This window comes from Pseudomonas sp. S3_B08, from assembly GCF_054667725.1.
This window is the reverse complement of sequence record NZ_CP162750.1, coordinates 2,144,121-2,168,135: the sequence shown is the minus strand read 5'-3', so window position 1 is coordinate 2,168,135 and position 24,015 is coordinate 2,144,121. Positions and strand designations below refer to the sequence as shown.

Annotated in this window: 22 protein-coding genes; 11 read left to right on the top strand and 11 right to left on the bottom strand. The window is 58.0% G+C overall.

Features of this window, described 5'->3' with window-relative positions; translation table 11 throughout:
• Positions 1-4: 4 nt before the first annotated feature.
• A complete protein-coding gene (locus AB4N73_RS09870) occupies positions 5-943 on the top strand; it encodes a FecR family protein (protein ID WP_460143353.1) in 939 nt (312 codons plus the stop codon).
• 162 nt (positions 944-1,105) lie between these two features.
• On the opposite strand, the gene AB4N73_RS09865 is transcribed toward AB4N73_RS09870, so the two are convergent.
• From AB4N73_RS09865 to AB4N73_RS09855, 3 genes are all read right to left on the bottom strand, one after another.
• On the bottom strand, positions 1,106-2,077 hold the full coding sequence (locus tag AB4N73_RS09865) for an IS110 family RNA-guided transposase (RefSeq protein WP_056786210.1): 972 nt from the start codon (positions 2,075-2,077) through the stop codon (positions 1,106-1,108).
• A gap of 659 nt (positions 2,078-2,736) precedes the next feature.
• Complete coding sequence (locus AB4N73_RS09860; protein ID WP_460143352.1) at positions 2,737-3,345, bottom strand: prepilin-type N-terminal cleavage/methylation domain-containing protein; 609 nt, start codon at positions 3,343-3,345, stop codon at positions 2,737-2,739.
• Positions 3,342-3,788: a GspH/FimT family pseudopilin gene (locus AB4N73_RS09855; protein ID WP_339101463.1), complete on the bottom strand. Its 447-nt coding sequence runs from the start codon at positions 3,786-3,788 to the stop codon at positions 3,342-3,344. The genes AB4N73_RS09860 and AB4N73_RS09855 overlap by 4 nt, the downstream gene beginning before the upstream one ends.
• A 120-nt stretch (positions 3,789-3,908) precedes the next feature.
• Here AB4N73_RS09855 and AB4N73_RS09850 point away from each other — a divergent pair, with 120 nt between their 5' ends.
• A complete protein-coding gene (locus AB4N73_RS09850) occupies positions 3,909-4,340 on the top strand; it encodes a type II secretion system protein N (protein WP_460143351.1) in 432 nt (143 codons plus the stop codon).
• Between the two features lie 137 nt (positions 4,341-4,477).
• Here AB4N73_RS09850 and AB4N73_RS09845 read toward each other — a convergent pair whose 3' ends face one another.
• The 5 genes from AB4N73_RS09845 to AB4N73_RS09825 form a co-directional block, all read right to left on the bottom strand.
• On the bottom strand, positions 4,478-4,834 hold the full coding sequence (locus tag AB4N73_RS09845; RefSeq protein ID WP_460143587.1) for a GNAT family N-acetyltransferase: 357 nt from the start codon (positions 4,832-4,834) through the stop codon (positions 4,478-4,480).
• Positions 4,835-5,154: 320 nt separating this feature from the next.
• Positions 5,155-6,060: an ATP-binding protein gene (locus AB4N73_RS09840; RefSeq protein WP_460143350.1), complete on the bottom strand. Its 906-nt coding sequence runs from the start codon at positions 6,058-6,060 to the stop codon at positions 5,155-5,157.
• 93 nt (positions 6,061-6,153) lie between these two features.
• Entirely contained in the window at positions 6,154-6,918 is a 765-nt protein-coding gene (locus AB4N73_RS09835) for an ATP-binding protein (protein ID WP_460143349.1), read from the bottom strand.
• Entirely contained in the window at positions 6,915-8,165 is a 1,251-nt protein-coding gene (locus tag AB4N73_RS09830) for a DUF4297 family anti-phage-associated protein (protein WP_460143348.1), read from the bottom strand. Before AB4N73_RS09830 ends, AB4N73_RS09835 begins: the two co-directional genes overlap by 4 nt.
• Positions 8,166-8,805: 640 nt before the next feature.
• Positions 8,806-9,330 (bottom strand): GNAT family N-acetyltransferase, encoded by a 525-nt coding sequence (locus AB4N73_RS09825; RefSeq protein WP_122506871.1) that lies wholly within the window; start codon positions 9,328-9,330, stop codon positions 8,806-8,808.
• Between the two features lie 538 nt (positions 9,331-9,868).
• Here AB4N73_RS09825 and AB4N73_RS09820 point away from each other — a divergent pair.
• Entirely contained in the window at positions 9,869-10,228 is a 360-nt protein-coding gene (locus AB4N73_RS09820) for a DUF6124 family protein (RefSeq protein WP_065616219.1), read from the top strand.
• Between the two features lie 157 nt (positions 10,229-10,385).
• Here AB4N73_RS09820 and AB4N73_RS09815 read toward each other — a convergent pair whose 3' ends face one another.
• Both AB4N73_RS09815 and AB4N73_RS09810 read right to left on the bottom strand, forming a co-directional pair.
• The gene (locus AB4N73_RS09815) at positions 10,386-10,736 is read right to left on the bottom strand and encodes a hypothetical protein (protein ID WP_460143347.1); all 351 of its coding nucleotides are present in this window, start codon (positions 10,734-10,736) and stop codon (positions 10,386-10,388) included.
• 86 nt (positions 10,737-10,822) lie between these two features.
• Positions 10,823-12,163 carry a HEAT repeat domain-containing protein gene (locus AB4N73_RS09810; RefSeq protein ID WP_460143346.1) on the bottom strand — a complete coding sequence of 447 codons (1,341 nt, stop codon included), beginning with the start codon at positions 12,161-12,163 and terminating at the stop codon, positions 10,823-10,825.
• A 488-nt stretch (positions 12,164-12,651) separates the two neighbouring features.
• On the opposite strand from AB4N73_RS09810, the gene AB4N73_RS09805 reads away from it, so the two are divergent.
• Positions 12,652-13,011 (top strand): DUF6124 family protein, encoded by a 360-nt coding sequence (locus AB4N73_RS09805; RefSeq protein ID WP_016774969.1) that lies wholly within the window; start codon positions 12,652-12,654, stop codon positions 13,009-13,011.
• A gap of 366 nt (positions 13,012-13,377) precedes the next feature.
• On the opposite strand, the gene gspI is transcribed toward AB4N73_RS09805, so the two are convergent.
• Positions 13,378-13,764, bottom strand: a complete 387-nt coding sequence (gspI, locus tag AB4N73_RS09800; protein WP_460143345.1) for a type II secretion system minor pseudopilin GspI — start codon at positions 13,762-13,764, stop codon at positions 13,378-13,380.
• A gap of 148 nt (positions 13,765-13,912) precedes the next feature.
• Here gspI and gspG point away from each other — a divergent pair, with 148 nt between their 5' ends.
• From gspG to gspF, 7 genes are all read left to right on the top strand, one after another.
• Positions 13,913-14,371: a type II secretion system major pseudopilin GspG gene (gene gspG / locus AB4N73_RS09795; protein ID WP_151552154.1), complete on the top strand. Its 459-nt coding sequence runs from the start codon at positions 13,913-13,915 to the stop codon at positions 14,369-14,371.
• Between the two features lie 47 nt (positions 14,372-14,418).
• Positions 14,419-15,339, top strand: coding sequence for a type II secretion system minor pseudopilin GspK (gene gspK, locus AB4N73_RS09790; protein ID WP_460143344.1), 921 nt, complete (start codon positions 14,419-14,421; stop codon positions 15,337-15,339).
• Positions 15,336-16,457, top strand: coding sequence for a type II secretion system protein GspL (gene gspL, locus AB4N73_RS09785; protein WP_460143343.1), 1,122 nt, complete (start codon positions 15,336-15,338; stop codon positions 16,455-16,457). The genes gspK and gspL overlap by 4 nt, the downstream gene beginning before the upstream one ends.
• Complete coding sequence (gene gspM / locus AB4N73_RS09780) at positions 16,450-16,998, top strand: type II secretion system protein GspM (protein WP_460143342.1); 549 nt, start codon at positions 16,450-16,452, stop codon at positions 16,996-16,998. Before gspL ends, gspM begins: the two co-directional genes overlap by 8 nt.
• On the top strand, positions 16,995-19,388 hold the full coding sequence (gene gspD, locus AB4N73_RS09775; RefSeq protein WP_460143341.1) for a type II secretion system secretin GspD: 2,394 nt from the start codon (positions 16,995-16,997) through the stop codon (positions 19,386-19,388). The genes gspM and gspD overlap by 4 nt, the downstream gene beginning before the upstream one ends.
• Before the next feature lie 1,585 nt (positions 19,389-20,973).
• A complete protein-coding gene (gspE, locus tag AB4N73_RS09770) occupies positions 20,974-22,380 on the top strand; it encodes a type II secretion system ATPase GspE (RefSeq protein WP_460143340.1) in 1,407 nt (468 codons plus the stop codon).
• Positions 22,380-23,591: a type II secretion system inner membrane protein GspF gene (gene gspF / locus AB4N73_RS09765; RefSeq protein ID WP_252878314.1), complete on the top strand. Its 1,212-nt coding sequence runs from the start codon at positions 22,380-22,382 to the stop codon at positions 23,589-23,591. The genes gspE and gspF overlap by 1 nt, the downstream gene beginning before the upstream one ends.
• The last annotated feature ends 424 nt before the right edge of the window (positions 23,592-24,015 follow it).

Sequence of the window (24,015 nt, the reverse complement as noted above, 5' to 3'; positions counted from 1 at the left end):
GCGTTTGAACATCTTTCGACTGAAACCCGCCGAACCCTCGGCCACCGAGTCTCTGCACAGCGAAGCCCAAGATTGGCTGATCCTGCTGACCTCGGGCCGCGCCACCGTCGCCGACGCCCGCGCCCTGCGCGAATGGTGCGCGCAGAGCGGCGAACATGCCCAGGCGTTCGAAGAAGCCAAGCGGCTATGGCATCACCTGCAACCGGCCGCCGAAGCGTTGCAGGGCCGACGCGGTTTCGGTCGACGGGCATTTCTCGGCGGCGCGATTGCCGCATCCGCCGCATTCCTGCTGGTGCGCGGCACGATTCCCGGTGGTTTCGAAGGACTGGGCGCCGACTACATCACCGAAGTCGGCCAGCAACGGCGGGTCGAACCGGCGCAAGGCGTCAGCCTCGAACTCAACACCCAGACCCGCATCAACCAGCGCAGCGTCGAAAACGGCGTGCAGGGCTTTGAACTGGTCAGCGGCGAAGTCGAAGTGCAAACCGCACGTCTGCCACTGGCGATGCAGGCCGGAGCAGGGTGGTTGCGCGCCAGCAAGGCCCGCTTCAACCTGCGCAACACCGACCAGCAAGTGTGCGTGACCTGCCTCGACGGCACGGTCGACGTCGCCATCGACGGCCGCAACCTGCGCCTCGAAGCGGGCCAGCAAATCACCTACGACACACGGCAAATCGGCAACGTACAAACCGTCGACACCGCCGCCGTGATGAACTGGCGCCAACAAGTGCTGGTGTTCAACGGCGCGACCCTCAGCCAGATGATCGACGAAATCAACCGCTACCGCCCCGGCATGCTCCTGCTGCTCAACCGCGAACTCGGCCAACGCCGCGTCCAGGCCCGCTTCAACCTCGACCAACTCGCCGGCGTCGCCCTGCTGATCCGCGATGCCTACGGCGTCAAATGCACCGAACTGCCCGGCGGCGTGGTCGTTCTCAGCTAACCAAAGCCCAGCGCGATCCAAATGTAGGAGCTGCCGAAGGCTGCGATCTTCTGATCTTGATCCTGCCTTCTGTGGGAGCTGGCTTGCCAGCGATGACGGCCTAACAGCCACCCAATCCCCAACTGCCTACACCCAATCCAACTGTAGATACCGTCTTGAGCCTCACCGGGCAAGCGCAAGTTTCGGGTCATATGGCAGTCCTGACTTGAGCACTCCGTAAACGAAGTGCAGCAGCTTGCGCATTGCTGCGCAGATGATCTGCTTGGGGGCCTTGCCATTGGCTTCCAGGCGTTCTTTCATCGCCTTGATCGCCTTATTGTGTTTCAGCGCCACCATGCCAGGCATGTAAAGGCCTGCACGCAGCCGTGCTGACCCTACTCTTGAGATCAGGGTGTGACCTTTGAGCTTTCCTGATTCCTGCAGCTTTGGATTGAGCCCTGCAGCAGCGACCAGTTGGCGAGGATCACTGTATTTGCGCAAGTCACCCAGTTCGGCGAGCAATCGTTCAAGCGTTTTTTGTCCGATGCCGTCGATGGTTACGATGAGATCCCGCATCTGACGCATATCCGGGTCGTCATCGATGTGTTTTTTGATCGCCTTATGCGTTTCTACGATCTCTTTTTCGATATGGCGCAGAACGGAGTTGATCGAGTCTTTGACCTTTTCGTCGGAAACGTCCAGACGATTAAGCTCCATTTGTTCCATTTCCTGAAGGTCATCCAGGCGGCGCACCATTGCTTTTAACTGGCGGTATTTCAGCGGCTCAGGCGCCCATGGGTGAAGTTTTTGATCCTTTTCCCGGGCAAAGTCGGCGATCAGTTTGGCATCGCTTTTATCGGTCTTGATGCGGCGCAGTTCGCTGTCAGCGTACGCTTTGGTCGTAGCCGGGTTCACGACGCAGACCCGGAAGCCTTTGTTGTAAACGAATTCCGCGAGCTCCAAGTGGTAGACGCTGGTGGCTTCCATCACGATCAGGGCCGAACGCTCGGCGTTTTTTTCTAGCCACGCCTCAAACTCTTTAAAGCCCTTTGGATCGTTGGCCAGCTTGGCCTTGGTTTTGTGCTTGCCGTTGGGCTGGTGTGTAGCGATATCAAAGGTGTTCTTTGCGATGTCGACGCCAACGAAACCGGACATGATCGTTTCTCCACTTGTTCCCTGTTGCGATCATCACGTCACTCTGTCCAACCTTGCGAATGCGGGCTCTCGCCGCAGGCGGGCCCAAGATACCGTGCGAACTGTACGAGTGAGTGTGGAGGGCTGGAGCACGATCTACGTCACAGGCAAAAAGCCTAAGGAGCTGCGCGGCTTCCAAGTCCCTCCCTCGATGATCAGTCGAGAACTATCGCTCCTGACGGAGCGTTAGTCGAGATACAAGGAGCTGCCGAAGGCCGCGATCTTCTGATCTTGCTTTTGCTTTCTGTGGGAGCGAGCCTGCTCGCGAAAGCAGTTTCCCAGCTGACCAATATCTTCCGGTCGCACTCGAACCCTGTGGGAGCTGGCTTGCCAGCGATGACGGCCTAACAGCCAACCAAGCTAAACCTGACTGCCCCCAATTCAATTGTGGGAGCGAGCCTGCTCGCGAAAGCGGTCTACCATCTGACCAATATCTTCCGGTCGCACTCGACCCCTGTGGGAGCTGGCTTGCCAGCGATGACGGCCTAACAGACCGCCCCCAATTCAATTGTGGGAGCGAGCCTGCTCGCGAAAACGGTCTACCAGTGACAACAATATTGACTGACCCACCGCAATCGCGAGCAGGCTCACTCCTACAAAAAAAGCTGCGGTGACCCCGGCTATTGCAACAACCCAATCACCTGCCGATACCGCTCAACCCCCTGCGCCGTCTGCCGACTCAAACGAATCTCCAACCCCAACGGATCCTCCCGCCGATTCCCGCTCAACTGCCGCCATCCCTTATCCACCTCCCAAACCCGAACCTGCACATCACTCACCTCACTCAACACCGCCACCCCATTCCCAGGCGCCGGCAACGGATAGCGACTGCGCGCCTCAGCCACCGCCCGATACAACGTATCCCCCTTGACCCACCACCGAACCCGCTGCAACGCCCCCGGCTGATCCGCCGCGCTACGAACAATGTCCAGCCGAAACCCCTTGCTGTCACTACTGCGCACCGTCACCGCCGGCGGCGCGGTCGGCGCCTCATCCTCAGCCCCAACCTTGCGCGGCTCGCTCAACTCCACCCCCGCGCGCAGGTCCACATCCCGCTGCAACTGATTCAACACCCGCAACAACCCATCGCTCTGCTCACTGCTCGCCTGCAAATGACTGTCCGCCCGCGTGACACTGTCCAGCCCGCGCCAGGCAATCAGACTCACCACCGCCATCAGCAGAATCGCGACCATCACCTCAATCAGAGTGAACCCTTGCTGAGTCTTCATTGAATACTGATCCGCCCACTGCCATCGCGCAGCACACTCAGCCGATTGGCCCCATCCGACAAAATCAGCCGCAACGGCGGATTGATCCACTCGGCATTCAGCACCACCGTCTGCCGAGGCTCCACACGCACCTCCACCTTTGGGCTCTGCCACGCACGCGGGCGCAACTGCGCATCCTCCTTGAACGACTCAAATCCCACGCCATCATTCCCACGCCGCCCAAAGCGAAACCCCTTGGCATCCGCCACCCACACAATCGGCCGCCCATCCGCGCGAGCCTCCGCCTGCGCCACCTGCAGCAACTGCGCAACCCGCTCGGCATCCTTGCGCAACAACTGCAAGGGATCGGGCCTGATACTCAAACTGATCGCCGCGCTGGCAATCCCGATGATCACCAGCACCACCATCAACTCGATCAACGTAAAACCCTGCTGCCTGCTCATCACCCACGCGCTCCTTGGCGTCCCACCCCATCGTGCCCGGCGAACATGTAAGGCATGTGAAATAAAACGGAGAGAATTGCCGCGTAGGCTGGCAACAGGGACAACAAGGAGCGACAACCCATGAAGTTCACCGCACGGATTACCCCGGCACAAACCGTCCAGGCCCTGGCACTGCTCGCCGCCCTGGTGGGCGTCGCGACATGGTCGTCGCTGCTGCTGACCACGGCGGAATCCCACACACCCGCAGCCACCCCGCAAGTGCTTGCGGCGAGGAGTGATAGCCCGGCGTTGCAGTGGTTTTCCAATGAGACCGCACCGGTGGATATCAAGGTGAGCGGGGTGATCGCGGGCGGGAGCGGGACGGTGGCGATATTGAGTTTGAACGATGGCGCGCCGAGGAGTTTTTTGGTGGGGGAGAAGGTTGGGGTTGGGGTGAAGTTGGTGGGGGTTGAGGGGGATGGGGTGGTGATTGAGCGGGGTGGGGAGAGGGTGCGGTTGGGGGTGGAGAGGTTGGGGGAGGGGGTGGAGTTGCCTAGGTTGGTGGGGCCGTGATGAGCGGCGCTGTGGAAGTGCTTTGGCCGTTTTTAGAGGGCTAATTCAAGCGCTATTAAAAAAACGAAACGGATAGAAACGAGGATGTTCGGGTTTGCTCGCGGGCAAAAAAAAAGAGACGTGTTCTTAGTCCGCTATCAGCCATAAGAGGCCATTCTAGAATATCCTTTTACGACCTGAGTCGGACGTTTACCAAGCCTGCTCTTTCGGCATCTCAATATTCGACTCGATCTTTTGGCGATGCTGATTCGCAGCTCGGTCGAGTAGCCTAGCGATTTGTAGGAGGTTTTGACACTTTCATTTGAGCTGACGATTTGCAGAGTGATTCTCATACAGCCTTGCGCATTCAAAGCCTCCTCTGCATGTCCGATTAGATTCATTCTTATGCCTTTTCTGCGGTGCATCGGGTGCACCGCTACAGAGCACAACCATCCATGATCGCCGTCGTATCCGGCGAGAACAGTGCCAAAAACTTCATTTCCTGACAGGGCCACAAAGAAGAGGCCGTCCGCTGCCAGGATCTCTAAATGTGGGACCACCAATCAGCCCCGCACCTGTGAGAGCCACGACTTGATATTCGTCTGCTAAGCACTTGCCTTCTCGTCCATCGGCATCGGCTCACTTCCGGGCTCAGAAGCAAACATCATCCCCCGCTATCCCATGCAGCCTTCTGCTGCTAATCGTGACAGTGGACTGATCAGCGATGTGCGAATTGGTGAAGTACCTCCATGATCGTCGGCAGCCCGGCGATGCTTAGCTCTTGCTAGCCGCCGGGTCGCTCGTGTTTTCGGGTTCTTAAGATCGGCCGCAGCGCTTATTTTAGCCATTCAGTTGTAATGTCATCGAAGCTAAGATCTTTCCATTCATCCTTCCACAGCTCCCAATACGGGATGTCGGCAGACGATGGCGCTGGATCGCAGGCGTCGATCTTCACCAGAGATGGCATAACCAGTGAATCCCCGATCAAGAGCGCCTCTCCAGCGCCTAGGTTGGGCATTTTCTCAATCAGCTTGCCCAACGTGTCGGGCAGCAGTCTGCGGACATAATTTTGATCACTTGGGTTCGTAAGGCGCATTGCGACAAAATTGTTGCATTGGGAGAAGATGGTTTCTGAAATCTCGGATGGACGCTGACTGGAAAGCAACAACGTCACACCATATTTACGGCCTTCTTTTGCAATCCGTTCGATGGACTGTTTAGCTGCGCGGTACTTTGTGAGCTCACTGGTAGGTACGTATTTATGAGCCTCTTCATACACCAGCAGAATAGGGGCGTCATTATTGATGGTTTCTCCTTTTTTCGTCCGGTACACCTTATAGTGGTAGCCGTGTTCAAAGATTAGCCGAGAGATTAGTGACACGGTGATGCTCAATACCTCAAATGGTATGCCGCTCAGATCAAGTACGGTTACGTTAGCTGTTTTACCTGTTTGGTAACCTATAAGGTTACGGAGAGTGTCCTCAAGCGTAGCGGCTTTGGCGTTAGCCCCAAAGAGGAAACTCAGTCGCTCCTGAGCAACTTTTGACTCAAAGCGAGTAAAGAATTTATCCAGAGACCCGTCTGCGTAGCTACCGTTGGTAATACTCTGAGATTTGGTTGGATGAAATTCCAATTTCGTTTCGAAGTATTTAAGGATGCGCTGCTCGTCATCAAGCGGCACCCCTGTAGTGGCGTCAGTTTTTCCCTCGGCCAATAGTTTGTAGGTGCCGTCATCAATCATGTAGAGATTTGAGTTTTTAGCATTCGTTGTTTCGCTTTTAATGTTGTGCAGCGCATTCAGAACTTCATGGATGTCAAAAAAAACGGGGCTGTCCTAAAAAATTCTTGAGAAGCCCTTGTTGTGTTTTTTTTTGTTCTCCGTTACTAGATATCTAAAGACGGAGGACTGGTTGTAGTTGTCGCGTTCGCCGGTGTCAAGGAGCACCTCTTCCAATTCCTCGCTATTGAGCAACCAGTACGGAAGGTTCAAACTGTTTATGTCCATATGGTTGGCAGCAGGGAAAGCTGTTTTATATTCGGAGTGAATGTCAAAAATGATAGCGTGAGAGTTGTTGGGAGTGTCAGTAGCGTTTTTTGCCGTAGATGTTTGGATGATGCGGGTGACGGCATTTGATTTGCCCGCACCAGTTGAGCCTACAACGGCAATGTGCTTGTTAAAGAATTTGTTTCCGTCAACAGGTACCCTGATCTCAGGGTCGGCGAGCAACGCTGAAAACTCGAGTTTTTTGTGTTCGGGTACAGAATCTTCAAAGATTTTTTTAATGTCGTTCATTGTGGCTGGCTCAACCCCGGTCGGAGGTATAGTCAGCGCATCTCCACCTCGAATGAATTTTCCATCCTTGATTACCCCCAGCGGCAAAGCCTCGATAACATGTCGGCGATCGGACTTATGGTCTACTTCAATTAGAAAGCTCTCGATAATGGCGATGAGGACACAATCCTCATTGTCGGTCACTCTCAGGTATGAGCCAACACGTAATAAGGGATGACCATTAGTAAAGCTTCCTAAGTCATCTACGCAGATCCGAACTTTGTTAGGATAAACTGCAATAACTTCGGCTTGCGGTTTTTCTGTCATTTGATCATCTCTTTAATGTCTTCGAAGGAGTCAACCTTGATTGCTGCATACAGTGATGCTTGGGGAAGATCTAGGCCGACTATAGGTGTTTCGTGGTAAAACTCGAACACCTCAATTGGGCGGCGATGCGCTCCACGTAATGTGCTATTGAGGTCAGTTAGTTCGTCAATAATTTTCAGGCGTGTCTCCGTGTAGGAAGTAGGCACTTTCAAGATGGAGTCTACGTAGAATTCTGACCCCTTGAAATCATGCCCATCAAGGAAGAGGATGCCCGAATCACGTAAAGATTTTTTCAGTTCTCGATAGCCTGATTCATCCGTATTGGCTAGATGAAGATAGGGACAAAATCTGTCGTTGTCTTTGATTCTGGAGCTTGTACGATTAGAGAATTTTTTACTGAATTTCAGTGCCAAGTCGAGCGAGTTTCCCACATCCAAGCTGTTGCGAGGAAGATTGATAATGAAAAACCTAGCCTTGTTCTCAATTGACGTGGCAGCGCTTTGTTTGAAATATCTATCCCGCACCAGAGCGGCATATTTTTTTGCACCCTGATATTGCTTGAGCCAGTTGCTGAATAGAATGTTTTTATTATTGATTTCTTTGAGAAAGCGTTTTTTAGTGGTTACTCTTGCCGCTTGATTTTTCTCGATTGCTAGGGCTCGAATATTGTTGATCGATGCAGGGTAGAAAAGGTTTTCGGCATCTTCCTTTGTAGCGCCTGGTATGGTGGATTTCAGTAGTTTTGCAATGCTTTCAAACTGACTCTCATAGCTTTGAGCAAATATGTCGATTTCAAGTTGATTCAAGAATTGGAGTATCTCGGCATCAGTGATGCTGTTCTTCACATGAACTCGTTCGGGCGGTCCCTCCTTTTTTGTTGTTGTAAGGAAATGAGTTTTAATGAAATCTACGGTTATTAGATGTTTTTCAGGGAGTTTTTCTTGGCCGCTATTGTAGTGGCCGTAAAGCTTGTACTTTGGAAGAGGTGTTTTTTTTGAGCCTGATTCTTTGAAATGAATAATCATTGCTGCGATTGCAGGCTTTATCACGGAGTGGTTGTAGTCCGTGGCTGCATAATACTTGCATTGAATGTACCTTTCGTTCGACACGTCTTCAATGTCGACGTCTTCGACACCCTCAACGGTTATTTGAGCATCTTCATCGGCAGCTTCTAGCAGCTGAAGAATCGCGAAGTCGAACTGGTAAAAATAGCCTTTGATGGTGGCATTGGCAGCCCGGTTAACCATTAAGAAATCCTATTTAAAATGACATCGAAATAGACGAATTCCATGAATCTTTTAGCTAATGAAGAGACCCACGAAACTTTCGTAGTTCGTCGTTATAGCCCGCACCTTGGTGCAGCATCTATCACCATAGTGGCATGGTGATAGTTAGCAAGGCCGGATTGTTTGAAATTGATGTTTTTTTGCGGGTAATGAGCGTTGGCCCAGATTTGGCGAGGTGACAACTGTTTGGTTTGCGTGGCTGAAGAGATACTTTATTGTGTTTAAATTATTGTATTTAAACGTTTTTTTTATTACATGGTGTCATGAGGTTTTCACTAATTTGGTGCTTGAGAAACACCATTGAAAAAAACACACTAGCAAAACATTTCCATCGCCTTGGCCGACTAATACTCCTTCTGTGAGGATAGCCATCTCCCTAAGGGCTGCTTCTGGTCGCTTTCGTTACATCACCAATCGCAGCTTTGGGCCGATTGCCGCCGCAACTGACTACGAGCAAAAGGGAAGCGGCCGACTGTCACCTCTTCCCTAGGAAAAGAGGAAAAGGGGCCGGATTTATTTTTGAAAAATAGATCCATCCCATCTTGAATACTCAGCGGGCGAATGAAATTACCGACCTACCGCCGCACAGATGGTTGCCCATCTAACGGTGCAACCGCTGACGGGGCACCGTATCAAGATCTGCCTGGTCGCCCAAATCAACGGCATTACCGTTAGCCCGAACATAATAGTTATCGAATTCACCGCTTTCGACGAACACAAAGCCATGGCGAGTGTAAAAACGATTTGAGGCGCTTTCTTTGAGAGCTCCAACCTTGATGGGTCGCCCGATCTCATCAGCCTCTCTGAAAATCCGAGTAAGAACTTCAGAGCCGATTCCTGCTCCTTGAGCACTGGGTATCACATACAAGTGGTCAAGCAGAAGCTCGCTCTGGTGGTCTTTGATTACGACAAAACCGACCAGATCACCTGATACTTCTATGCGGCGTGTGCTGTTAGCGTCGAACCCAGCAAGAAATCGTTCGCGCGCACGATCCGGGTTAAATCGTCCAAGCCGTTCAAGGCTCTCGCGCATGGCCTCAATCCTGATGGCCACCAGATCTTCCAGGTCGTTATTGGAAGCTGCGCATAAAACGACAGCGGAGTTTTGATCAGCGGAGGCTGGCATTTCAAGCACCCTTAGCATGGCCGGTCAGTCATTATAGAAAACATAATCCGCATCACCACTGCTGTCTCGGTTCAATGGAGGCGATGGGATCAGCTTCCGGAGTATGTGTTCGCCGGACGCTTACGTCTGTTGGGTGAAGGGGACGGATCTGCCGTGGGATCCGAGACGCACTCAGGATTTCGGATAAACGCCAACGTTTAAAAAGACATTTCCAGTCACGCTCCCAGGCTACATATCCTTGCGCCTTTGCCTACAGCTACGCCAGAATCCGCCGGCTTGTGCGCCTTGGGGGCGGGTTTTATTGTGGTGCGGTCGTTGACGAATCAGCGATCGGATTTGACCGTCCGCCTAATATCAAGGCGCGCCAGCGTTCTGCACTTGTTCAGGCATTGTCTGAAATTCTGTTGCGGTGGCTGTGCGTGGGACACCTTCGGGTGTGCCGGATTCCTTGATGTCCGGTCGGTCAACCCGCGTACAGCTGCCACCCTGTTTGTTTGACCGCGAACGGTGGCGGCTCCAGTCATCAAGGAGCTTCACCATGATCAAACCAACACCCAACCCGCCCGAAACCGATCCCACGTCTCCCTACGAATCCCTCGATTCCAACAAGCTCCACGAAGCCGCTGACCGCGCGCTCGATCATTACCTGTCGCCGAACAATCTCCTGCCGCCGCCACGTAAGGCGCGTGGGATGTACGCCGTTACCGCTGATACCAAAAACGAAGAACTGCTGGCCGATGCGAGTGAAACGCTTGCTTCGGCGAAGACGATTGCTCAGGACATTTCCAGTTTGCTGCCGGCGCCGCAGCGTCGGGCGTTGTTGGGGGTTGCTCAACTGATCATGTTGGGGGAGCTGGCGGTGAATCGGGCGCTAGATAATTTGGAGTTGCCGGGTTGATGTGGAGTAGAGCAGGCAGCGATGGCAGATGCGCTGTTTGTGCTGCCTGATAATCCGCTATCGCCAGCAGGCTGGCTCCCACAGGGTTTTGTGTTAATCAGGCACGTTGTGTTCGTCGCTGAAACCTGTGGGAGCGGGTCGGTTTAGTTTTACGTGATTATTGAGTCGCTTCAGGACATTCACGGGTCCATCGCGTCACCGTCATGTCGTTGAACTGCTCACCGATGGTATCGACGCGCAGGCAAGAGCCTTTCTTCGAGTAGTACAAGATGCAGCGCGAGCTATCAAACGAGCAGGTGTCCAGTTCGAAGTAGTTGCGTGCAGCCAGCTCCTTCTCAACGCCACTGTATTCATAACCGTCGGTGGTGTGCATCGGTGTTGGCTTCCATCCTTGTTTGACGAGCTTGGACTTGGCCGCAGCCAAACGCTCTCCGACGACGATGCCTGCTGGCCCGCGCTTGTCGTTTGACGCCTGTGAGTCATCGGCAAACGCTGCGCTGATACCCATGCAATACAGTGCGATAAGTACAAGGATCGAAGCTTTAATTTCACAGTTCCTTCAGCTGACTTGTAGCTCGACAAAACCAGCCATGACTACCGCGCACCCGAGCGGATCTGCCCGGTTGCCTTTAATTCACGAAGCTTTTCTTGCCATGCGGCGCGATCGGTCTTGGGAGTTATCGGATCGAAAGCGAGATACTGCCTGTCACACCACGCATCGATTTGGCCGAGCCAATAGGTTTGACCGGCGTGCCCCGTGTCGAGGCGTTTCAGCAAGTAGCCGAGTTGTTGCCACGTCGGAACCAGTCGGAAAATGGTGCTGCGCCGTTTCGACGTAAGCTCATGCCAGTCTTGATCAAGTTTGGCCGTCAATCTGATGTGCAATAAGGACCACGGTATTTTGTCCAGTTTCGCAATCACCACCGCAAACACTTTCTCCGAAGGATCATCAAGCGCCTCGAACAGCTCGGACAGTTGATCATCGCGAAGCAGGCGTGTTGCGGCTTGGCGCACGGTCACATAGGTCGAGCGCAGCGCAGGTGTATGCCATCGCTCTGGCAACTCCACAGCCAGTTCTGCGGCGAGGCCAATCACGCCCAGCCAATGTTGTTTTGCCGTGGGTAGAGGCTGGCTCAAGCGCTGGGTCAGGACTGCGCGCGCATCAACTTCGTTACGAGCCGCAGCCCATAGCGCGAGATTGCGGACCGCCGGTGAATCATCCAATAAAGTTTCGCGCAGTACAGGTTTCGGATCGTCGAGCAGCGGCAGCAGCGCATAAAGCACGCGTACGCGGATTTTGGCGCCGGGGTGGGACATGGCTTCAAGGAGCAACGGCAGGCTCTGCGTCGCCGGCAGTGTCAGGCTCGCCGACACCGCCATCAACCGTACGGTCAACTCGCGATGAGCCAACGCGCTGCGTATCAGCGTTTCGGCAGTCTCGGGGGCTTCAAGCAACAGCGTAAACAGGTAGCGCGCGGCTTTGCCCTGGCGATTCAAGAAGTCGGCGTAGACCTCATCCCAGCAGTCCACCGATTGCAGCATCGCTCGGACCGCCGACAGTGTCTGGGCGTGGTCGACCCGGCGTTGCGCTGCCAATGCCATCAAGGGTTCCAGTGCTGATAACCATGCCTGGGTGTGAGCTGGTGACAGGTAGTGCTTCAGGCCATCCGCTGCCAAGTCGCGAACCTGAGGAACCCAATCGTTCAGACGTTCGATCAACACGGCTAATGCTTCGGGGGACGGTTGCCTGCACAGTTCTCGCACAGCGACTTCCCGGACGAAACCGTTGGAGTGATTGCTCACGTCTGCCCATGTACCGGTGTTATTGAAGTGAGCGAGTATCTCCAGCGCCTCGTTGCGCCGATAGTTTTCATAATGGGAAAGCTGTCCTTGATTGCGTGCCAACCGAGCCAGCCAGTCTTGTGTCGTGTTCATGGGCAGTCCTGTGCGTCCTTGCGGGTGCATATTGTTTGTGCAAAAGCAGCAGCCTACGCGACTTGCTCTTGCGGGCAAAATTCTGGGGGTAACGGGACAGATCTTTTCAGCAGGTAGCGGGGCAGTAATTTTTCGACGATCGTTCATGTTTAAAAAGACATCTTCAGTCACGCTCCCAGGCTACATATTCTTGCGCCTTTGCCTACAGCTACGCCAGAATCCGCCGGCTTGTGCGCCTAGGGGGCGGGTTTTATTGTGGTGCGGTCGCTGACGAATCAGCGATCGGGTTTCGCAGCCCGGATCAATCAAGGCGCACAGCGCTCCAGTTCGTTGTCATTTTTGGCAATGGTGCTTTATGGCGGCTGTGCGCGGGATACCTTCGGGTATGCCGGGTTCCTTGATTCCCGGTCTGCGAACCTGCGTACAGCTGCCACCTCTCTTCGTTTCGCAGCGAAACGTGGCGGCTCCAGTCATCAAGGAGCTTCACCATGATCAAACCAACACCCAACCCGCCCGAAACCGATCCCACGTCTCCCTACGAATCCCTCGATTCCAACAAGCTCCACGAAGCCGCTGACCGCGCGCTCGATCATTACCTGTCTCCAAACAATCTCCTGCCGCCGCCACGTAAGGCGCGTGGGATGTATGCGGTGACGGCGGATACCAAGAATGAAGAACTGCTGGCGGATGCGAGTGAAACGCTTGCTTCGGCGAAGACGATTGCTCAGGACATTTCCAGTTTGCTGCCGGCGCCGCAGCGGCGGGCGTTGTTGGGGGTTGCGCAGTTGATCATGCTGGGGGAGCTGGCGGTGAATCGGGTGATGGATAATTTGGAGGTGGCGGGGTGATGTCGTTGGCCTTGATCCGGCGCTGGGCCTTGGGATTTTAGGTGCGGCAGAAAAGCCCCTCACCCCAGCCCTCTCCCGGAGGGAGAGGGAGCCGACCGAGGTGTCTTGCGTTGTGCATCGACCTGGACGAGCGTGTTGATTATGGATTTTTGATGCTTATGCACTGCGGCAGAAGAGTCCCTCACCCAAGCCCTCTCCCGGAGGGAGAGGGAGCCGACCGAGGTGTTTTGCGTTATACATCGACCTGGAAGACCTTAGCGGCTATGGCTTTGCTGGGGTTCAGCGATGCTGGATTCAGAGCGATGCGTTCAGGTCGGCGTATCTCTCGAATATCCCCGTATCGGTTCCCTCTCCCTCGGGAGAGGGCTAGGGTGAGGGGCTTCCTGGCCGTGACAACAGGGTCTCCAGTCTGGCCAACGGCGGCGCATCCTGGTTGCGATCAAATACTTGGATTCCAACCTTGAGCAACCGTCCATTCTCTGCGCTAGCGATCACCTGTTCACAGCGCAACAACAATCTTCCTTGATCACATTCAACAGCCTTCATCCCATTCGGCAATCGCCCCTCCAGCCGTAGCTCAGCCATCCGGCTCTGCGCGGCAATCATCGCCACCGACCGATCCCTTAAAACCCCACTGCTCTGCGTCATCAACCCCGCCACACGCACGGCGGCGGACATGGCAACGGCGATGATCGCCAGTGCCACCAGCACTTCAATCAGGGTGAAACCTTCCTCTCGCGTTCGCGCGCGCATACATGGCCCAAAAGCAAAACCCAGCCCTCGACGCTAACCCCCGTCCTTGACGGCTTGACGACGGAAACACCCGAGGATTTTCAACATCCCTGACATATCTTCTTGCAACACTGCGCGTCGAATTCGGATCAAGCCAGGGAATGTCGAGATGGATATCGCACCTTTGAAAACGCTCAGTCAGTCGCCGCGCATGCCGCGTCGCCAGCAGGGTTTTACCTTGATCGAGATCATGGTGGTGGTGGTGATTCTGGGGATTCTAGCGGCGATGGTGGTGCCCAAGGTGCTCGACCGGCCGGATCAGGCGCGGGCGACGGCGGCGAAGCAGGATATTGGTGGGTTGATGCAGGCGTTGAAGTTGTATCGCCTCGATCACGGCACGTATCCGAGCATGAATCAGGGGCTGAAGGTGTTGGTCGAGCGGCCGGCGGATGCGAAGAACAGCAACTGGCGTTCGTACCTGGAGCGTTTGCCGAATGACCCGTGGGGCCGGCCTTATCAGTACCTCAACCCGGGCGCGAATGGCGAGGTCGATATCTTTTCCCTCGGCGCCGATGGCCAGCCGGACGGCGATGGCGTGAATGCCGATATCGGTTCCTGGCAGTTGTAAGGCCGGCCGTGAACACAGGTTCGCTCAGCGGGGCGAAGCAACAGGGCATGGCGATTATCAGCGCGTTGTTGATTGCCGCCGTGGTGGCGGTGATTGCGGCGGGGATGTTGACGCGTCAGAGCGTGGCGACCCGGGCGCTGGAGGCCGATCAGCAGCGGGTGCAGGGGCGTTGGCTGGCGCAGGGTGGTCTGGAGATCAGCCGGCAGTCGCTCTGGGATGCGCGCCTGCGTGATCCGTTGACCCGGCGCGATCAGCCTTGGGCGCAGCCGTTGTTGGCGGCGGGTTTTGCCGGGCGGCTGGAGGATGAGCAGGGCAAGTTCAACCTGCGCAATCTGGTCGCCAATGAGCGCATCGATGAGGCGCAGGTGCAGGCGTTCGAGCGGTTGTGTGAGCTGGTCGGTGTGAGCGCCGTTGTCGGGCAGCGCATTCGTCAGCGCGTGATTGCCGGTTATCCGCATCTGCTGAATGCGCAGATTGGCGCGACGGGCAAAGCGGGTTTCGACAGCGGCCGCGCGACGTCGCCGGATGCCGATCACAAACCGCCACCGCCGAAGGTGCCGATGCTGCGCACGCTGGATGATTTGCGCAGCGTCGAAGGCATCACCGATGCGCTGCTCGGCCAACTGGCGCCGTACGTGACGGTGATTCCGGCGACGACGTGGATCAACGGCAACACCGCCACGGCGCAGCTGCTGGCGGCGTATGTGCCGGGGCTTTCGCTGGAGCGGGCGACGGCGTTGATTGCCGAGCGTGACGCCGGGCGCTGGTTTATCAATCGCGGCGATTTCGTGAACCGCTTGCGCATGCCGCAGCTGGAAGTGAGCAGCGTCAAGGTCGGCATCACCAGTGACTGGTTTCGTTTACGTGGTGAGGCGCGGCGGGATCAGCGCCGGGTCAGCCTTGATGCTTTGTTGCATCGCAGCGAGGATCGGCTGCCGCAGGTGATCTGGTCGCGGGTGGGCGCATGAGCCAGTTGCGCGTCGGGTTGCCGCCATTGGCGGAGTTGGAGTTGCACAGCGAAGTGAGCTGCGCCTGGCTGGATCGTCAGGGGCAGGTCAGTGGTGAGGAGCAGCTAACTTTGATTCAGTTGGGGCAACGGCCGAAACAGCCGCCATTGCTGTGTTTTCTGCACCCGGCCGACAGCCTGCTCGCCAGCATTGATCTACCGCCGCTGCCCGCGAACAAAACGGCGGCCGCTGTGCAGTGTGCGGCGCAGGCGTTGATGCTCGGCGACAGCAGCCAGATGCATATCGGCCACAGCCCTCGCGATGCAAGCGGGCAGGTGCAGATTGCCTGGGTCTCGCGGCAGCATTTGCAGCGTCTGGCTGCGGTACTCAAGCAGGCGGGGTTGACGCTGCGCGGTTTGTATCCGGCGCCGTACAGCCTGCCAGTGCTGCCGGGGGTTGTCGCTTGTGTGGCGGACGGGCATTTGCTCCGGCGCGAGAGTTTGAACAGTGCGCAGGTTGAGCCGTTGCTCGGTGACGAAGTTGATGAGGCATCGTTCGCAGCTGAAGCGACGCAACGCTGGATCGGCCCCTTGCCGGGTTGGGGTTTGCACGGTGGTCTGCAGCAAAGCGGCGGCGAGCAACGTGGCTGGGGGCGCGCTGTCGGGTGTGTGGCTTTGGCCGTGGCGGTTTGGGTGATTGGTCTGAATCTTTACGCCGCTCGCGAAGCGCGGCAGGGCCAGCAGCTCAAGGCGCAGATGAGCCAGCGGGTGAAGCAGGCCTTTCCCGAATTGCCGGTGATTCTCAACCCGCTGCAACAGGCGCGTCAGCAACTCGAGCAGCGGCAAAAAGGCGCGGTCGATGACCCGGCGCAAAATTTCAATCGACTGGTGTTGCAGGCCGGCACGGGCATGCCGTTCATGGCTGGCAGTGTCGAGCGCCTGAGCTACCGTGACGGCGCTTTGCAACTGGCCTTGCTCAGCGATGCAAACCGTGGCGGCAACGAAAAGAACTGGCAAAGCACCTTGGCCCAGGCCGGCATCAGCGTCACTGCCGATGACGCAGGCTGGACGCTGCGCCCGAGCGATGAATCCAGCGCAAACACCAACGAAGACGACGACAGCGGAGCAGACGATGAGTAGGGCGACGCTGGCGATTTACCGTGCGCGCTGGCAGCGCTTGCGCAGCCAGTTGCAGGCGCGTTGGCAGCCGTTGGCGCTGCGTGAAAAACGCATGGTCGCCGGCATGGCGCTGGTGCTTGTCGGTCTGCTGATCTGGCTGACGCTGGTCAAACCACCATTGGCCAGGATCACTTTTTGGCAGAGCGAAACGCCCAAGTTGCGCGCGCAAACCGAGGCGCTGGAAGTGCTGTTGCGCAGCGTCAACGTCCGGCCGCAGGGGCAAAGCGTTGGCCAGTCGCTGGAGCAAAGCCTGCAAGCGGCGGGGCTGGCTGGGCACTACCAATTACAAGCGGCGGAGGGCGGTGCGTGGCAGTTGAATGTCGACGCCGCGCCGGCCGATACGCTGCTCGACTGGCTGCTCAGCCAGCCGTCACAACTTTCTCTGCAGGTGGTCGAGGCGCAGTTGCAACGCGCAAACGAAACCTCGACCGATGTCACCGCCGGCACATTGTCAGGCACCGTTCGCATGGATCAGGCGCAGGGCGCTAAGGAAGCTTCATGAAGGAGTCACGCTGCAAACCGGCACGTCTGGCGCTGCCGTTGTTGCTGATGGCATTGAGCGCGTGCAACAGCACCACGGCGCCGCAGAATCAGCCGCCGCTATTGGTCGACAGCGAACTCGGGCGGCCGCTGGCCAACACCCAGCGCAGCGGCGATGCGGTGGCCGATCGCGAACGGGCGCAGGCTCAGGCGCGGCCGCTGCCGAAGCAGTTGCATAACATCAGCCAGCGTGGGCGCAGTGGTGGTGCTGCGCCGAGCAACACGGTTGCGCGCAATCCGTTGGGCGAGCAACCGGTGACGCTGAATTTCGTCGAGGCCGATATTCAGGCGGTGGTGCGGGCGCTGTCGCGGGCCACCGGGCAGCAGTTTCTCGTCGATCCACGGGTCAAGGGCAATCTGACCTTGGTCTCGGAAGGTCAGGTGCCGGCCCGCCAGGCTTACGACATGCTGCTCGCGGCGTTGCGCATGCAAGGCTTCAGCGTGGTCGATGTCGGCGGTGTGGCGCAGGTGGTTCCCGAGGCCGACGCGAAACTGCTCGGCGGGCCGATCTACAGCGCCGACAAACCGGCCGGCAACGGCATGCTCACGCGCACGTTTCGCCTGCAATACGAAAACGCGGTAAACCTGATCCCGGTGCTGCGCCCGATCGTTTCGCCGAACAATCCGATCAACGCTTATCCCGGCAACAACACCGTGGTCATCACCGATTACGCCGAGAACCTCACCCGTGTCGCGCAGTTGATCGAGAGCATCGACACGCCGAGCGCGATCGACACCGATGTGGTGCAGATCCAGAACGGCATTGCCGCCGATATCGCGCCGATGGTGGCCGACTTGCTCGACGCGCCGGGCAATGATCCGACGCAGAAAATCGCCGTGATCGGCGACCCGCGCTCCAACACCATCATCATCCGCGCCGGCAGCCCCGAGCGTACCGAGCTGGCGCGCAACCTGATCTACAAACTCGACAACGCGCAGAGCAATCCGAGCAATCTGCACGTGGTTTATCTGCGCAACGCCCAAGCGGCGAAACTGGCGCAGGCGCTGCGCGGTTTGCTCACCGGCGAAAGTGATAGCGGCAGCAGCGACGCGGCGCGGTCGGTGCTCAGCGCGATGGGCAGCAGCACCGGCGGCAATGCCGGGCAGAACGGCCAGAGCAGCACGCCGAGCACTGGCACTTCAACGACGACTGGCAGCGGCGCAACCGGCGGTAGCTATGCGCAGGGCAGTGGCGGCGGCAGCAGCAGTGGCGGTACGCAGAGCAGCGAACAGAACGTTGCTTTCAGCGCTGGCGGTGTGACGATTCAGGCTGACGCCACCACCAACACACTGCTGATTTCCGCGCCGGAACCGCTGTATCGCAACCTGCGTGAGGTTATCGATCTGCTCGACCAGCGCCGTGCGCAAGTGGTGATCGAGAGCCTGATCGTCGAGGTTGGCGAGGACGATGCTAGCGAATTCGGTGTGCAATGGCAGACCGGCAATCTTGGCGGCAAGGGCGTGATCGGTGGCGCCAATCTGGGTGGCGCGGGTCTCAATACGGGAGCGAAGAACAGCATCGACGTACTGCCGCAGGGTTTGAACCTTGGCTATGTCAACGGCACGGTCGACATCCCCGGCATCGGCAAGATTCTCGACCTGAAAGTGCTGGCGCGGGCGCTGAAGAGCAAGGGCGGCACCAACGTGCTGTCGACGCCGAACCTGCTGACCCTGGACAACGAAGCGGCGAGCATTTTTGTCGGCCAGACCATCCCGTTTGTCAGTGGCAGCTACGTCACCGGCGGCGGGGGCACCAGCAACAACCCGTTCCAGACCGTCACCCGCGAAGAGGTCGGCCTCAAGCTCAACGTGCGCCCGCAGATTTCCGAGGGCGGCACGGTGAAGCTGGATATCTATCAGGAAGTCAGCAGCATCGATGAGCGCGCGTCCAACAGCGTGACCGCCGCCGGCATCGTCACCAACAAACGGGCGATCGACACCAGCATTCTGCTCGACGATGGGCAGATCATGGTCCTCGGCGGGTTGCTTCAGGACGGCTACAGCCAGAGCAATGATGCGGTGCCGTGGCTGGGCAGCCTGCCGGGCATCGGCGCGCTGTTTCGCAACGAACGCCGGGCGATCACCAAGACCAACCTGATGGTGTTCCTGCGCCCGTACATCATCCGCGACAGCGAAGCAGGGCGCAGCATCACCCTCAACCGCTACGACTTCATGCGCCGCGCCCAGGGCGGCTTGCAACCGGAACGCAGCTGGGCGATGCCCGACATGCAGGCGCCGCAATTGCCGAGCGCTGCGCAAGGCGTGCCAGCGCCGGGGGCGGGGCCGGGGCCGACATCAGGCCCACGCGCCACGATCAAAGCCGTACCGATTGAAGGGAGCACGCGGTTTTGACTGAGATGATGACGGTGGCGAGGGGATTCATCCCCGCTCGGCTGCGCAGCAGTCGTAAACCGGGCACACGCGATTTTCCTGGAGAAATCGGTTCTCAGGTTTTGGGTCTGCTTCGCAGCCCAACGGGGATAAATCCCCTCGCCACAGGGGATCGCATTGCTACAGAGGATCTCATTGCCACGGCACCGATTGAAGGGAGCACCCAGTTTTGACTGGAATGATGACTGTGGTGAGGGGATTTATCCCCGCTCGGCTGCGCAGCAGTCGTAAAACCGGTACACGCGATTTGCCTGTAGAAACCGGTTCTCGAGTTTTGGGTCTGCTTCGCAGCCCAACGGGGATAAATCCCCTCGCCACAGGGAATCGCATTGCCCCAGAGAATCTAATTGCCACAGAAGATCGCATTGTCACTGAGGATCCCATTGCCACGGTACCGATCGAAGGGAGCACCCGGTTTTGACTCAGATGATGACTGTGGCGAGGGGATTCATCCCCGCTCGGCTGCGCAGCAGTCGTAAACCGGGCACACGCGATTTGCCTGGAGAAACCGATTCTCAAGGTTTGGGTCTGCTTCGCAGCCCAACGGGGATAAATCCCCTCGCCACAGGGGATCGCATTGCCCCAGAGAATCTCATTGCCCCAGAGGATCCCATTGCCACGGTCTCGATTGAAGGGAGCACCCGGTTTTGACTGAGATGATGATTGTGGCGAGGGGATTTATCCCCGCTCGGCTGCGCAGCAGTCGTAAACCGGGCACACGCGATTTTCCTGGAGAAATCGGTTCTCAGGTTTTGGGTCTGCTTCGCAGCCCAGCGGGGATAAATCCCCTCGCCACAGGGGATCTCATTGCCCCAGAGGATCTCATTGCCCCAGAGGATCCCATTGCCACGGTCTCGATTGAAGGGAGCACCCGGTTTTGACTGAGATGTTGACTGTGGCGAGGGGATTTATCCCCGCTCGGCTGCGCAGCAGTCGTAAACCGGGCACACGCGATTTGCCTGGAGAAACTGGTTCTCAGGTTTTGGGTCTGCTTCGCAGCCCAGCGGGGATAAATCCCCTCGCCACGGGGGGGCTCATTGCCCCAGAGGATCCCATTGCCACGGTCTCGATTGAAGGGAGCACCCGGTTTTGACTGAGAGGATGACGGTGGCGAGGGGATTCATCCCCGCTCGGCTGCGCAGCAGTCGTAAAACCGGTACACGCGATTTGCCTGGAGAAACCGATTCTCAAGGTTTGGGTCTGCTTCGCAGCCCAACGGGGATAAATCCCCTCGCCACAGGGGATCTCATTGCCACAGAGGATCGCATTGCCCCAGAGGATCTCATTGCCACGGTACCGATTGAAGGGAGCACCCGGTTTTGACTGAGATGATGATTGTGGCGAGGGGATTTATCCCCGCTCGGCTGCGCAGCAGTCGTAAAACCGGTACACGCGATTTGTCTGGAGAAACCGGTTCTCAAGTTTTGGGTCTGCTTCGCAGCCCAACGGGGATAAATCCCCTCGCCACGGGGGATCGCATTGCCACAGAGGATCGCATTGCCACAGGGGATCTCATTGCCACGGTGGATTGTGGGGAGCATGGACGATGAGTGTATTGCCTTACGCCTGGGCCAAGGCGCAGCGCATTCTTTTGCGCGATGGCGTGTTGACGGTGTGCCCATCGACGCCCGGCTGGTCGATCAGCGAAGTGCGTCGGCAGTTTGGCGCGACGCAGGTCGAGCGGGTGCGTGATGACGAGCTCGACGGTTTGCTCGCCAGCGCTTACGCCGATACCGGCAGTGCGGCGGCGGTGGTGGGTGCTGCGGAAAACGAAGTCGATCTCGATCGGCTGATGCAGGACATGCCGGAGATCACCGACCTGCTCGACACCCAGGACGGCGCGCCGGTGATTCGCATGATCAACGCCTTGCTCACCCAGGCCGCGCGCGATGAAGCCAGCGACATTCATATCGAACCGTTCGAAACCCATTCGGTGGTGCGCTACCGCGTCGACGGCACTCTGCGCGACGTGGTCTCGCCGCGCAAGGCGTTGCACGGTGCGCTGGTGTCGCGGATCAAGATCATGGCTCAGCTCGATATCGCCGAAAAACGCTTGCCGCAGGACGGTCGCATTGCCTTGCGCGTAGCGGGGCGGCCGATCGATATTCGGGTGTCGACGGTGCCCACCGGCCACGGCGAGCGCGTGGTGATGCGCCTGCTCGACAAACAGGCCGGGCGCCTGCATCTGGAAACTTTGGGCATGGATGCGCAGGTGCTGGCCAAACTCGATCATTTGATCCGCCAGCCCCACGGCATCGTGCTGGTCACCGGGCCGACCGGCAGCGGCAAAACCACCAGCCTCTACGCGGCGCTGGCGCGGCTGGATGCGAGCACCAGCAACATCCTCACCGTGGAAGATCCGGTGGAATACGATTTGCCGGGGATCAGCCAGATTCAGGTCAACGCCAAGATCGACATGACCTTTGCCCTCGCGCTGCGGGCGATTCTGCGCCAGGACCCGGACATCATCATGATCGGTGAGATCCGCGATCTCGAGACTGCGCAAATCGCCGTGCAGGCCTCTCTTACCGGGCATCTGGTGCTAGCGACGCTGCACACCAACGACGCAGTGTCGGCGGTCAATCGACTGGTCGACATGGGTGTAGAGCCGTTCTTGCTCGCGTCATCCATGCTCGGCGTGCTTGCGCAGCGCCTGGTGCGACGCCTGTGCAATCAGTGCAAACAGGAAGACCCGGCGACGCCCGGCACCTGGCGGCCGGTCGGTTGCGCGGCGTGCAATCACACCGGTTACAGCGGCCGCACCGGCATCCACGAATTGTTCTGCATCGACGACAACATCCGCACGCTGATTCACCAAGGAGCAGGGGAGCAGGCCCTGCGCGCGGCGGCGTCGAAAGCGGGGATGTTCAGCCTGCGTGAGGACGGTGAGCGCTGGATTCGCAGCGGTGCCACCGCGCCGGAAGAAATCCTTCGTGTGACACGGGACGCCTGATGAATCGCTATCGCTTTGAAGCGGCGGATACCACCGGGAAAATCGAGTCCGGGCACCTTGAGGCGGACAGCCAGAGCGCGGCGTTCAGTGCCTTGCGCGGGCGTGGTCTGACTGCGCTGTCGGTGCACGAGGAAAGCAATGTCGCCCGACACGGCGGCGGCGGTTTGTTCAGCGCCAGACTCTCCGACAACGACCTCGCCTGGGCCACCCGGCAACTGGCGAGCCTGCTCGGCGCCAGTCTGCCATTGGAAGCAGCACTGAGCGCGACGGTCGAGCAGGCCGAGAAAAAGCACATCGCCCAGACCCTCAGCGCCGTGCGCGCCGATGTGCGCAGCGGCATGCGTCTGGCGGAATCGCTGGCGTCGCGGCCACGGGATTTTCCCGAGATTTACCGCGCGCTGATTGCCGCTGGCGAAGAGTCTGGCGATCTCGCCCAGGTGATGGAACGGTTGGCCGATTACATCGAGGAACGCAACAACCTGCGCGGCAAGATTCTTACCGCGTTCATCTATCCGGGCGTGGTCGGGCTGGTGTCGATCGGCATTGTGATTTTCCTGCTCAGCTACGTGGTGCCGCAGGTGGTCAGCGCGTTTTCCCAGGCGCGGCAGGATTTGCCCGGGTTGACCCTGGCGATGCTCACCGCCAGTGATTTCATTCGCGCCTGGGGTTGGTTGTGTGCGGCGCTCATGGCCGGGGCGTTCTGGAGCTGGCGTCTATATTTGCGCAATCCGGCGGCGCGTTTGAGCTGGCATCACCGGGTGCTGAAGCTGCCGCTGTTCGGGCGTTTCATTCTCGGCCTGAACACCGCGCGATTCGCCTCCACGCTGGCAATTCTCGGCGGTGCCGGGGTGCCGTTATTGCGTGCACTGGAAGCCGCGCGACAGACACTGTCCAACGACCGCTTGAGCCTGAGCGTCAGCGAGGCCACGGCGAAGGTGCGCGAAGGCGTCAACCTCGCCGCCGCGCTGCGCGTGGAGAATGTCTTCCCGCCGGTGCTGATTCACCTGATCGCCAGCGGCGAGAAAACCGGTTCGCTGCCGCCGATGCTCGAGCGCGCGGCGCAGACGCTTTCCCGGGACATTGAACGACGGGCGATGGGCATGACCGCGCTGCTGGAGCCGCTGATGATTGTGGTGATGGGCGGGGTGGTTCTGGTGATTGTGATGGCGGTGTTGTTGCCGATTATTGAGATCAATCAGTTGGTGCAGTAGCTGGGTTTGAGTTTGGCCGGGCCGGCCTCTTCGCGAGCAGGCTCGCTCCCACAGGAGGAACGCATTTCAACTGTGGGAGCGAGCCTGCTCGCGAAAGCGCCAGTCCCGACAACACAAAACTCAAATATTTTGCACCGGCCTGACCCTCACCCGAGTCCCGATCCGCCATCCTCGGGTTCTCCATTCTGTCATCTGCAACCACCCGCCAACGGCTCCAGCCCGATTCAGCCAAACCCCCGATCCAGACATGCCGCGACACCCCGCAAACACCCGAGAAATCCGCACCAAAATCCCCGCGCAGCTCCCGAGGTTTTTTCCTTTATCTGTCACCGGAAGCTGCGAATTTCTCCCTGCGGCTCCACTGCGGTGGACCCTCCCGGTGTCATGCAAGCCTTCCGAAACCTGTGTTCCAAACCAAGTTGAA